The following is an 11,650-nucleotide window of genomic DNA, read 5'->3' as shown; positions in this document are numbered from 1 at the left end:
TATAAGACCAGATGATCCGGGTTTCCGTGAGGTTTATGAGAACATCTATTTACCTAGTTTGAATATCCGTTATGCAGTTAATGATGATTCCAATTTGCGCTTCGCATTTAGTAAAACAGCATCATTTCCGGAGTTTAAAGAAGCTGCCCCCTTTGTATATGAAGCCGTAACCATAAGATATGGTGGTAATCCGGACCTTTTAGGTGGATTAAATGGTACAGGTGCGACATATTCTGACGTGTACAGCTTCGACTTAAAATACGAATGGTTTTTGGAGCAAGGTGAAATAATTTCCTTAGCTGCTTTTTCAAAAACCATAAAAAATCCGGTTAACCGAGTCGTGGCAGCAGATGCTACAGGTACCCAACGCTATTTCAGAACAGGAGATCAGGCAGACATTTACGGTGTAGAACTTGAAGTCCGCAAGAATCTATTATATAATTCCGATGACACTCCTGTTTTATCTGTTGGCCTTAATGCTGCTTATACGAATACTATGCAAGATTTAAAGGATATCCCGGCGGGAGATGAAAATACCTTTGGAACTTCTTTTGACAGGGATTCGGATGAGTTAGAAGGAGCATCCCCTTTTATAATCAATACCGATCTTAATTATAGCCCGGAGTTTGGTAATTACAGACCTAAGGCCACCATGGCATTTTCCTATTTTTCGGATAGAATATTTTCGCTGGGAGCAGGAAGTTTAGGTAATATTGTAGAAAAGGCAGTTCCCACACTCAATTTCATTTGGAGAAACGAAATAGGTGAGCACTTTGAAGCAAATGCATCTGTTATGAATATTCTGAACCCGGATATTTCCTTTGTCAGGGAAAATACAGGTGTAGGAGATATTATAATAAGAGAATATAACCTCGGGGTTAACTTTGGGCTAACCCTTAAATATAAATTTTAATTCTATTTAATTCTTAAAACAATGAAAAACAAGTTTTTATCTTTAGGTATAGCCGCAGCACTGCTATTTGCATGTGAGAAGGACAATACCCCTGATATTGTTATTAATGATAACAGTGTCACCAACATCACAGAAGGAGGAGGTGGCGAACCACCAGCAGAGACCACAGTTAATTTGAGTGGTGTGTATACAGAAAATCTTGTCCTCGATTCTGAAATTGATTATGTTATAACCGGTCCGGTTTTGATGGCAGATGGAACTACGCTGACTATCCCTGCTGGTCTCACTATTAAGGCGAAGCCTGTAGGCGTAAATGCTTATATCGCTATACAACAAGGAGCTCAAATTAATGCTTTAGGGACAGCAAGTAATCCAATTGTAATGACCTCAGAAGCAAACAGCCCTTCTGCCGGAGATTGGGGTGGTCTTGTAATTTGCGGGAAGGCACCTATTAATTCTACTCCCGATGGTTCGGAAGATACTGCAACTTCAGAAGTTGGAGGATTATCGTACGGTGGAAATACCCCAGCAGACAGTTCTGGTAACTTACAATATGTAAGAATTGAATATGCCGGTGGTGCTATTGACGGAAATGCCGAGCTAAACGGTTTGTCTCTTTATGCTGTTGGTAGTGGTACGACGATTGATTATGTTCAGGTTTTTGAAGGTTCTGATGATGGTATTGAATTCTTTGGAGGCACGGTGAATGCAAGTCATATTGTAATTGTAAATGCCGAAGATGATTCCATGGACTGGACTGAAGGCTATACCGGAACTTTAACAGATGTCTACATACAGCACGGTGTATCACACGATAAGGCTTTTGAATGTGATGGATATAATACTGATTTTAGTAACGAAGCCGGCTATTACTCCGCTCCTAATGTTACCAATTTAACAGTTGCCGGAGCTGATGATGCCAGCGAGGCAATTAGGCTGAGGGCTGGTACTCAGGGTATATTCACTAATGTAGTTCTAAATGATTTTGATGAAGGTTTTGACTGTGATGGAGATACCGGAGATAATCCTACCGGTCAGGGTGTTCTGGACGGAAATCTTGGTGTTATTGATGTAACTTTTAACAATGTAGTTACAAAACTTAAGAATGATACCGGGTATACTTTCACAGAAGCCGATTTTATTTCAGGTGATGGTAATGGTACAGGTACAGATGTTTCTGCCTGGGGCTCTGGTTGGACAGTTGGGGTTAATTAATTCATAATAGAATACTTTGATATAAAGCCCGGAAATTTCCGGGCTCTTATTCTTGTAATAACAGCTCTGTGTCTCTTTAAATTACATTTGATCCTTGCGATCTTTTATCCAATTGTTTTCTATCGCCCCGCTTTTTAATAACCTTTTTGTTACTAAATATTAATATGTGGTTAACCTTACTTTTACATTGACATCTTTCTTTTGCAGTGTATTCAAAGCAATCGATGAAAAAATTGGCATTGGTATTTTCTCTTCTCTTTACGGCACTGCTGTTTTCACAGCAGCAGGGATCTGTAGTAGGCACTATACTGGACAAGGAAATGAATAATGAACCTTTGTTGTTTGCCAACGTACAACTCAAAAATACATCCCAAAGTATCCAGACTAATTTTCATGGGAATTTTGAAATACATGACCTTAAAGCCGGGGACTATACTCTGGTAATCAGTTATTTGGGATATGAGACTTTGGAAATCCCAATTAGAATTGAGGAAAACAAGACTACTCAGGTATTAAGTGAACTAGAATCCAAAAAAATAAGTCTGGAGGAACTTGCCAGTTTACAAAGAACATCAGAAAATGATGTAGACATCACCGCCAATGTTGAACAAAGTTCACGTAAGTAACTAAGTAACAATTACTTTTAGTATTAAAATAAAACATCCCGCCAAAAGCGGGATGTGATTGATTAGCTATTTATGTAGATAAACTATTAGTTTTTGTCTGCTAAGGGAGCAGTATTTTTAATTCCATCAATACTGGCAATTTGATTATTGTTGTATTCCACTTCTTTTGCGGTATTATTATGCCAAAAAACCCACTTTCCAGATTTAAGTCCATTTTCATAACTACCCTGGGAAATTTTATTCCCCGAAACATCATAACTAATCCATTCGCCATGTAATTGACCATTTAAATTAAAAGTCCCTTCCTGGCTGATTATTCCGTTATCATGATAATCTGTAACCTCTATTAAGTTAGTTTCTTTATTAAATTTCTGGTCTTTGCTTTCCTGTCCATATGCAAAAACAGTGACAAATGTCATCGCCAAAATAATAAGTGCTTTTCTCATGTTTGTCATTTTTATATTCTCTAATTTAGAATAAAGATAATTATTTTTAACCTTAAATATACTTTCCCTTAACGTAAATTTTACATATAAAACGTAAAGTATTGTATTATAGTATTTTACATTCTTTACAGTTGAGAAAGCATTAATGATAATTTAAAGTTCACATTACATATACATCATAACTTTTCTTGAGATTTGTTACTGTGTTTAGACACAATAATTAGCAAGTTCATAGTGAATATTAGTTTTTGTCGACTATCATTTATGAATACTAATGACTGCCTTTGGCCAAGGCAGTTTTTTGTTTTATAACTTAATGTTGTGTTAACGTTTGATTAACAGTAGTATTTGTTCTTTGTAGTCGACAAAAACTAATACGCAATGAAATCAAAGCTACTCTCCCTCACGTTTATTTTATTCCTATTTTTTACCGCATCCTCTCAAGAAATCAAAGCCCCCATCTTTGGTAAAGGCATCTTAAATTTTGTAGGGAAGGATAGTACATGGAGTATTAAATTTGCAGCACGAATGCAATTTTTGGCATCAGCCGACTGGGAAAAAGGACCGGAAGGTGGGTTGATAAACCCCGGATCCAATATGTTGATAAGAAGAGCACGTCTAAAGTTTGATGGTTTTGCTGTATCTCCAAAATTGAAATATAAAATAGAATTGGGCCTATCTAACAGGGATATGGCCGGACAATCGGAGTTTACCAGAAATGCACCAAGAACGATATTAGATGCTGTAATACAATGGAATTTCTATGGAAATTTTGTTTTATGGGCCGGACAAACAAAACTTCCGGGTAACATAGAACGGGTAATTTCATCTGGAAATATGCAATTAGTGGATCGTTCAATATTAAACGCGGCCTATAATATAGATCGCGATATTGGGCTACAACTAAGACATCATTTTAATCTTACAGATAAATTCTTGGTAAGAGAGAAAATAGCGTTTTCGCAGGGAGAAGGCAGAAATGTGGTTACTGGAAATTTAGGGGGCCATCAATATACCGGTCGATTAGAACTATTACCTTTCGGGAAATTTAAAAATAAAGGTGATTACTCTGGTAGCGATCTGGAAAGGGAAATTAAGCCCAAATTAATGTTGTCCGCCACTTATGACATTAATTCCAATGCAGTAAGAACTAGAAGTAACCTGGGTAGTTTTATGTTCAATGATGTAGGCCTTTATGAAACTACTATAAATACACTTTTTGTGGATGCTATGTTCAAATACAGAGGTTTCTCATTTATGGGTGAATATGCAAATAGAACCGCTAAAGACCCAATAGCTAAAAATTCTGATGGCACCGAGACCGGAGATATTGTTGGAGTAGGTAATGGTTTAAACCTAGCAACGGGATATGTATTTAAAAGCAATTGGGCATTGGCTGTAAGATATTCTAATGTAACCCCTGATCTGGAAATTACAGGTAACAGCAAATCAGATCAATACACCTTTGGTATTTCTAAATTTGTAGTAGGCCATAAATTAAAAGTACAAACGGATGTCAGTTTTTTAGATATTCTTGGTGAAACAGATATTTTACTATACAGGTTGCAAGTGGATCTGCATTTTTGATACAAATAATAACCTTTAGATAACACATTAAAATAGCTTACTTTAGATATTTACAAATTAATGGATTTTAGAACTTATGGATAATATTTACTTAATAATGATAATAGCTTTGGCAGCTTTGGCCATTGCAGATTTGGTAGTTGGTGTAAGTAATGATGCCGTAAACTTTTTAAACTCGGCAATAGGTTCTAAAGCAATCTCCTTTAGAACTATTATGATTGTGGCAAGTTTGGGCATTGCCTGTGGGGCAATATTTTCAAGTGGAATGATGGAAGTCGCAAGAAAGGGGATTTTTAACCCGGGAGAATTCTACTTCAATGAGATTATGTTCATTTTCATGGCAGTTATGATAACGGATATTCTGTTATTGGATTTCTTTAACACCCTGGGGATGCCTACCTCTACTACGGTTTCTATTGTGTTTGAGTTGTTAGGTGCTGCGGTGGCTATGTCCATGATAAAAATAGTTGCAGACGGGGGAAATTTTTCTGAAATTGTTAATTACATTAATACATCCAAAGCCTTTCAGATAATTATGGGGATATTGTTATCTGTCGTGGTCGCATTTTCAATAGGGGCCTTCGTTCAATGGGTTTCACGTCTTCTATTGTCATTTGAATTTGAAAAAAAATCCAAGTGGGTTGGTGCAATATTTGGTGGAGCAGCTTTATCTGCCATTACGTATTTCATTTTCATGAAAGGTATCAAAGGAACACCTTATGCCGGTCAAACCTTTGATCTTATAGGAGGAATTAAAATTTCTGAATTTCTTGAAAATCAAGTGTTCTCAATTATAGTTGTGAGTTTTATTTTTTGGTCCTTACTATCTTATATTTTAATAACATTCGCCAAAGTAAATATTTATAAATTAATTATTGGTGTTGGGACATTCGCCTTGGCACTGGCTTTTGCAGGGAATGATCTTGTAAACTTTATAGGCGTGCCAATTGCAGCATATCAATCTTATGAAGCATGGACAGTTTCGGGAGCAGCTGCCACTGAATTTAGTATGGAAGTATTGGCCTCAAAAGTTCCTACGCCTACAATTTTACTGTTTATTTCAGGTATGATAATGGTCGTCACCCTATGGTTTTCCAAAAAAGCCCGTTATGTGGCAGATACTGAGATTAATCTGGCAAGGGAGGGAGAAGCAAGAGAACGGTTTAGACCTAATAATTTATCAAGAGGTCTAGTAAGGTTTTCCATATTAGCAGCCAGATATACGGAAACCGTATTGCCAAATTCCCTACTTAAAAAAATTAACAAACAATTTAAAAAATCTACACTTGCTCTGTCCAAAGGAAAAATTCACGAGTACGCCGCTTTTGACATGGTTAGGGCAGCTGTCAATCTTATGGTTGCAGGTATCCTGATTTCAATTGCCACTTCCTATAAGTTACCTTTATCTACTACCTATGTTACGTTTATGGTAGCTATGGGAACCTCGCTTGCAGATCGGGCCTGGGGCAGCGAGAGTGCTGTGTATAGGGTAGCTGGTGTATTGAATGTGATTGGTGGTTGGTTTGCAACAGCCATAATTGCCTTCGTAGCTGCCGGTACTATCCTTGCAATTATAAGTTTTGGAAAAGGCGCGGCCATTGCGGTTTTACTATTTGTTGCCATTCTATTGTTGGCAAGAAATTATATTTCCTACAACCGAAAGGCTAAGGCTATACGCGCTGAGGATATGTTGATAAGATCAGAAAGCAGTTCTATACAGGGAGTTATAGAGGAAAGTGCACATAACATATCTAATGTCTTAAAAAGAAGTAAAAAACTCTATAGAAATAGTATTGATGGATTGGCAAAACAGGAACTTGATGTCCTCAAAAAGAACAAGAACAATGTTGTTAAGTTATCCACAGAAATAGATGACCTTAGAGATAATTTGTTCTATTTCATAAAAAATCTTGACGATAGCAGTGTTGAAGCAAGTAATTTCTATATTAATATTTTAGGATATTTAACAGATATTGCACAATCCCTGGAATATATTACACAAATAAGCCATAAACACGTTAATAATAATCACAAGAAATTAAAATATAATCAGATTAAAGAATTAACGGAGATCAATATGGAATTGGAAACCTTATTAAACAGTTCCAAACAAGCCTTTGATAATCGTTCATTTGAAGAAATTGGCGCCATATTAAATAGCAAGGAAGAGCTTTACAAAATGGTTTCTCAAAAGGTTGAGAAACAAGTAGCCAGAACACGGACTGAAGAATCCAGCCCCAAAAATACGACCTTGTATTTTTCCCTTTTGCTGGAAACTAAAGATTTGATGACCGCTATAATCAATCTTCTTGATATGTATTATGAAAGGTATGATAGTAGTGTAGAACCTGCAACTGTAGAGTAGGAGATTTATATCTGCCAACATCGGTGGCTTTGACTCAGCATATTGGTTTCTATATATTTAGGTGAATTATATACGCTAGGCAGCGGTTTGTGGGTTAACCGCATGTTCTTTAACCTCGCTTTCCAAGGGTTTCCAATCCCCATATAAAATTTCTGCCACTTCGATTAGAAGTTTAATTAAATCATTCAAGTTATCTGCATCATTAACTAATGAAGAGGCCATATCGATGGTTATAAGGTTATGTCGAATTAAACGATTAATTTCCCGATTATTCTTTTGAATATCTTTATTAGTTTGTTTTTTAAGTAACAACAGCTTCTGATGGTAAAGATCTCTATCCCTTTCTGTGCGAAATAGATAGATAACACGTAACACTTTGACTACCTTTTTCCTAAAACTATCATACATTTTCTTAATATGTGGATTATCCGAATTTGAGTACAAAGAGACATTTTTGCCCAACTCAAGGACATTTCTTATTATTTCCACCATTTTCCGATTCGCCAATTTAATTTGCATAACCCTTTCATTCTGGTTTTCAGTCAAATTTAGTGTGCTTTGGGTAATCGCCGCATATTTTATAATTTCACCATATATAGTTTTTACTTTCCTCAGGTATAATTCGCGGACATCTGTTTTGAAGTCCTTCGTTGATTGTTGGATTATTTTTTTCGCCTTAATCCCCGATTTTATGTCCCCCCTGTGAATATTCAGGGCATGGGCCACAATTTCAAAAATTGCATTCTTATATAAGAATTTTGACTCCTTAATAAGTGTGGCAATAGCAGTCTCCGGATATTTTAACATTTTATCATCTAAATATTTTGGTACTTCTATGGCCTTCTCAGGAAGTATTTTCTCCGGCACGATTTTCTCAACAAGACGTGCTATAGGCTTAATAAGCCAAACCAATATAAATGTATTAAGTATATTGAAGACCGTATGGAATAAAGAAATTGCCACTGGTATAGCCACTGCTACCAAATAAGGAGATGGAGAACCTAACTGCTGTGCTAACCAACTTATCATTTGTAAGAACGGATAAAACAATAAGAGCATCCAAACAACACCTAAAACATTGAATATAAGATGTGCTCTGGCTGTTCTTTTTGCCTGATAATTGCCCACAATAGCGGCAAGATTGGCCGTAATGGTAGTGCCAATATTCTCGCCTAAAACCATTGCCGCAGCCATTTCAAATGGAATCCATCCTTCGGCAGTCATTATCAGTGTTAAAGCCATGGTAGCGCTTGAAGACTGAATAACCACAGTTAAAAGAGTACCAATAAATAAGAAGAGGAGTACGGACCCAAAACCGGCATTCGTATACCTGGAAAGAAATTCAAGGATTTGAGGGTTATCATTGATATTAGGCATGGCCTCTTTTAAAAACTGCAATCCAATGAATAAAATGGCAAATCCAATGATAAATTCACCCCAGTTTTTGGTTTGTTCATTTTTGGAAAATGTAAATAAAAATCCAAAACCCACTAACGGCAGTGCAATAGAACTCATGCTTACTTTAAATCCAAGTAAAGTAATCAACCAAGCCGTAATGGTAGTTCCAATATTAGCTCCCATGATCACGCTAATTGCCTCTGGTAAGGTTAATAAAGAAGCATTTGCAAAACTTACGACCATAAGCGTAGTGGCAGAAGAAGATTGTATTACAGATGTAATAAGAAACCCTGTAGCTATGCCTAAGAATCTATTCGAAGTCATTGTTGCCAGGATGGAGCGCATTTTGCTACCCGCAAGCTTTAATAATCCGTCGCTCATTACTTTCATTCCAAAGAGGAATAAGCCCAGTGAACCGATCAATTGTAAAATATCTGTAAAACCAAATTCCATGTATCTAAAGCTTGTCTGTTTTTTAAATTTAAGTAAACAAATGGTTAATTCTAAGTAAATTTAAGATATTGTAATTGTATTAATAGAAAATAATTAAATCATGACTAAAGCTTTCTTACTGTTATTTTGGGTCTGTGGTACCACGCTCCTATGTGGGCAGGATCTTTCTCCTAATCAGGTGCTCAACAAATCCATAGCCTATCACGATCCTCAAGGAAATTGGATTGACTTTAAAGGACAGTTATTTATTACTATGAAGATTCCTAATAGCAGCGTAAGGCTAAGTGAGATAACCATTGACCTGCCTCAACAGTATTTTAAGTTAATTACTAAAAAAGACAACATAACTACAGAGCAAATTATAAATAAGGGGCTTTGTAAATTTCTGCTTAATGGCTCTGAAACACTCTCTGAGGATGAAATTGCCAAACACAGATTGACATGCGAACGAACCCAGACCATGAGGGACTATTACACTTATTTATACGGGCTTCCAATGAAGTTAAAAAATAAGGGGACCTTATTGGATAGAAAAGTATACCGCAAAACATTTAAGGGTAAAATTTATGAAGTACTTAAGGTTACGTATGAAGAAGCTGTAGGAAACGATACCTGGTATTTCTATTTTGATCCTGTAACTTATGCCCTCGAAGTCTATCAGTTTTACCACGATGAAGAAAAAAACGATGGCGAATACATAATTCTTAGTGGTCTGGAAGAAATTAACGGGATTAAAATGCCAAAAATAAGGGCCTGGTACTACAATAAAGACGACAAATATTTAGGGACAGATACCCTTGCCAAAAGTGCGCCAAACATAGACTAATAAAAATGCATTCTCCGTTCATCGAAAAATAAATACCTTTTTGGTAGTGGCTGCGTTATTTCATAAGCAATACATCCTCACCATGAAATTCCCCAATACTTTTTTGAAGTCCCATGTCTTATTCGGAATGCTCTTTTCAATCTTAATTGCCTCCTGTAGTACGGATGCAATGGAAGAGAATGAAATACAGCAATTGGAATCTGAGGATGAATTCACAATTGATATTTCTGCCCGTTTGGTGGCGCAAGATCTTTATTTGAACTACTATCTACCTTCGCAAACCACCGGCTCGGAAGTTCCATGGACCGGTGATGAAATTTCCTGTATTCCCGGTAGTGTTCCAGAGGCTACAAAAACAAAAATATTGCAGCGCCTTGAATATTACAGAAGAGCAGTAGGATTGGGCAATGAAATTGCCGAAAACCAATCAAAAAGCGACAAAGCTCAGTTGGCGGCATTACTAATGAACGCGAATGATGCCCTGGACCATGATCCCCCTTCTTCATGGAAATGCTATACCCCTGAAGGTAAGGAAGGTGCAGGTAATTCTCTCCTGACAATGACAAAAAATGCGGAGGCAATCGATTCCTATATCAGAGATCAGGGAGCAGATAATGGGCCGGTAGGTCATAGAAGATGGTTATTATGGCCGCGTTTACAGGAAATTGGAATTGGTAACACAAACAGATCTAATGCTATATGGGTATTAGGAAATGCTGGTACTCCACCGGCAGATGCTCCCGAATTTATCTCCTATCCACCGGAGGGGTATGTCCCCGACAGGCTTGTTTTTCCCAGATGGTCATTTTCAATTGCCGGTGCAAATTTTTCCTCCACCACAGTATCAATGCACGATGCAAATAATAATGCTGTTAACCTTCAAATTGAGGCCTTAAGTACTTCTTATGGAGACCCCACAGTGGTCTGGACACCTGAAAACATAAATACCAATGTGACGGATGATACTTCGTACACCATTATCCTCGAAGATGTAGAGATCAACGGAGAGTTCAGGGATTATTCATACCAGGTTACCCTATTTGATCCCAATAATTAAACTGACCAAGATCATTTCACAAGAATAAAGGCTTTTATACTTTTAACCAGAGTTACGCCACAACGCGTAGAATTTAACAACATCTAAAATCTGGAATTATGAAAAAATTTATTCTAAGTTTATTGGTCATTGGTTTAGCCAGCCAGGTATATTCTCAAATTACCAAAGTGGAAGAATTATCTGAAGTTGTAGTTACTGCTGTTAACTACAAATATTTAAATCAAACAGATAACAAAGAAGCGGCTGTTCCCGTTCAAATGCTGCAGCGCAAAGTTGCCGCTTATGATGTAACTACAAAAGATTATTATCAGGATGATTACGATTACTATACAGTGGAATTCTATATCCCTGACGGTAAAATAGTTGCTGCTTATGATACTGACGGCAAGATTTTGAAAACCATTGAAAAATTTAATGATATTAAATTACCCGCTGCTGTATCTAAAGCCTTACTGGATCGATTCCCAAACTGGACTGTAGCCAAAGATGTATATAGGGTTAACTATACAGATAAAAAAGGCGCTATGAAAGTTTACAAACTTAAATTAGAAAATGGTGAGAAAACCATGAGAGTTAAGATGAATGAAGACGGTGAGTTTCTCTAGTATCCGGAATAAGTTAATCTGATGGCGACTACCATTAATATGTAGTTGTCTTAATGAAATAAAAGGTTCTGTCTCAGTTAGCGGCAGAACCTTTTAATTTTTGCTTTATCCTTCGTACAATCTGATTATTTGCCTGAAGCACAGCTGATCCAAATCATT

At 36.8% G+C, this 11,650-nt stretch carries 10 protein-coding genes; 8 read left to right on the top strand and 2 right to left on the bottom strand.

Annotated features, from left to right (window positions below; translation table 11 throughout):
* The 3 genes from Q0X66_RS14130 to Q0X66_RS14120 all read left to right on the top strand — a co-directional run.
* Positions 1-913, top strand: a 913-nt coding sequence (locus Q0X66_RS14130; RefSeq protein WP_297707497.1) for a TonB-dependent receptor, incomplete at its 5' end; no start/stop codon positions are given.
* A 21-nt stretch (positions 914-934) separates the two neighbouring features.
* The gene (locus tag Q0X66_RS14125) at positions 935-2,128 is read left to right on the top strand and encodes a multidrug transporter (RefSeq protein ID WP_297707495.1); all 1,194 of its coding nucleotides are present in this window, start codon (positions 935-937) and stop codon (positions 2,126-2,128) included.
* Positions 2,129-2,352: 224 nt separating this feature from the next.
* Positions 2,353-2,754 (top strand): carboxypeptidase-like regulatory domain-containing protein, encoded by a 402-nt coding sequence (locus Q0X66_RS14120; RefSeq protein WP_297707493.1) that lies wholly within the window; start codon positions 2,353-2,355, stop codon positions 2,752-2,754.
* An 86-nt stretch (positions 2,755-2,840) separates the two neighbouring features.
* Here the strand turns inward: Q0X66_RS14120 and Q0X66_RS14115 are convergent, their stop codons facing one another.
* Positions 2,841-3,200, bottom strand: coding sequence for a nicotinic acid mononucleotide adenyltransferase (locus Q0X66_RS14115; RefSeq protein ID WP_297707491.1), 360 nt, complete (start codon positions 3,198-3,200; stop codon positions 2,841-2,843).
* 381 nt (positions 3,201-3,581) lie between these two features.
* On the opposite strand from Q0X66_RS14115, the gene Q0X66_RS14110 reads away from it, so the two are divergent.
* Both Q0X66_RS14110 and Q0X66_RS14105 read left to right on the top strand, forming a co-directional pair.
* On the top strand, positions 3,582-4,787 hold the full coding sequence (locus Q0X66_RS14110; protein ID WP_297707489.1) for a porin: 1,206 nt from the start codon (positions 3,582-3,584) through the stop codon (positions 4,785-4,787).
* 76 nt (positions 4,788-4,863) lie between these two features.
* Positions 4,864-7,152, top strand: coding sequence for an inorganic phosphate transporter (locus tag Q0X66_RS14105; protein ID WP_297707487.1), 2,289 nt, complete (start codon positions 4,864-4,866; stop codon positions 7,150-7,152).
* Positions 7,153-7,227: 75 nt separating this feature from the next.
* On the opposite strand, the gene Q0X66_RS14100 is transcribed toward Q0X66_RS14105, so the two are convergent.
* The gene (locus Q0X66_RS14100) at positions 7,228-9,003 is read right to left on the bottom strand and encodes a Na/Pi cotransporter family protein (protein ID WP_297707485.1); all 1,776 of its coding nucleotides are present in this window, start codon (positions 9,001-9,003) and stop codon (positions 7,228-7,230) included.
* Between the two features lie 100 nt (positions 9,004-9,103).
* Here Q0X66_RS14100 and Q0X66_RS14095 point away from each other — a divergent pair, with 100 nt between their 5' ends.
* From Q0X66_RS14095 to Q0X66_RS14085, 3 genes are all read left to right on the top strand, one after another.
* Entirely contained in the window at positions 9,104-9,829 is a 726-nt protein-coding gene (locus Q0X66_RS14095) for a DUF6503 family protein (RefSeq protein WP_297707483.1), read from the top strand.
* An 82-nt stretch (positions 9,830-9,911) separates the two neighbouring features.
* The gene (locus tag Q0X66_RS14090; protein WP_297707481.1) at positions 9,912-10,886 is read left to right on the top strand and encodes a CAP domain-containing protein; all 975 of its coding nucleotides are present in this window, start codon (positions 9,912-9,914) and stop codon (positions 10,884-10,886) included.
* A gap of 98 nt (positions 10,887-10,984) precedes the next feature.
* Complete coding sequence (locus Q0X66_RS14085) at positions 10,985-11,491, top strand: nicotinate-nucleotide adenylyltransferase (RefSeq protein WP_297707479.1); 507 nt, start codon at positions 10,985-10,987, stop codon at positions 11,489-11,491.
* The last annotated feature ends 159 nt before the right edge of the window (positions 11,492-11,650 follow it).

It is taken from the genome of uncultured Eudoraea sp., from assembly GCF_947260015.1.
Classification (GTDB): Bacteria; Bacteroidota; Bacteroidia; order Flavobacteriales; family Flavobacteriaceae; genus Eudoraea.
The sequence above is the reverse complement of the archived record's forward strand: the minus strand, read 5'-3'. Positions and strand labels throughout refer to the sequence as shown.

What these genes read in the sequence shown, in the direction of transcription:
- Q0X66_RS14120 (WP_297707493.1), top strand. Translation starts at nt 2,353, where the DNA reads ATGAAAAAATTGGCATTGGTATTTTCTCTTCTCTTTACGGCACTGCTG.
- Q0X66_RS14095 (WP_297707483.1), top strand. Translation starts at nt 9,104, where the DNA reads ATGACTAAAGCTTTCTTACTGTTATTTTGGGTCTGTGGTACCACGCTC.
- Q0X66_RS14110 (WP_297707489.1), top strand. Translation starts at nt 3,582, where the DNA reads ATGAAATCAAAGCTACTCTCCCTCACGTTTATTTTATTCCTATTTTTT.
- Q0X66_RS14105 (WP_297707487.1), top strand. Translation starts at nt 4,864, where the DNA reads ATGGATAATATTTACTTAATAATGATAATAGCTTTGGCAGCTTTGGCC.
- Q0X66_RS14100 (WP_297707485.1), bottom strand. Translation starts at nt 9,003, where the DNA reads ATGGAATTTGGTTTTACAGATATTTTACAATTGATCGGTTCACTGGGC.
- Q0X66_RS14085 (WP_297707479.1), top strand. Translation starts at nt 10,985, where the DNA reads ATGAAAAAATTTATTCTAAGTTTATTGGTCATTGGTTTAGCCAGCCAG.
- Q0X66_RS14090 (WP_297707481.1), top strand. Translation starts at nt 9,912, where the DNA reads ATGAAATTCCCCAATACTTTTTTGAAGTCCCATGTCTTATTCGGAATG.
- Q0X66_RS14125 (WP_297707495.1), top strand. Translation starts at nt 935, where the DNA reads ATGAAAAACAAGTTTTTATCTTTAGGTATAGCCGCAGCACTGCTATTT.
- Q0X66_RS14115 (WP_297707491.1), bottom strand. Translation starts at nt 3,200, where the DNA reads ATGAGAAAAGCACTTATTATTTTGGCGATGACATTTGTCACTGTTTTT.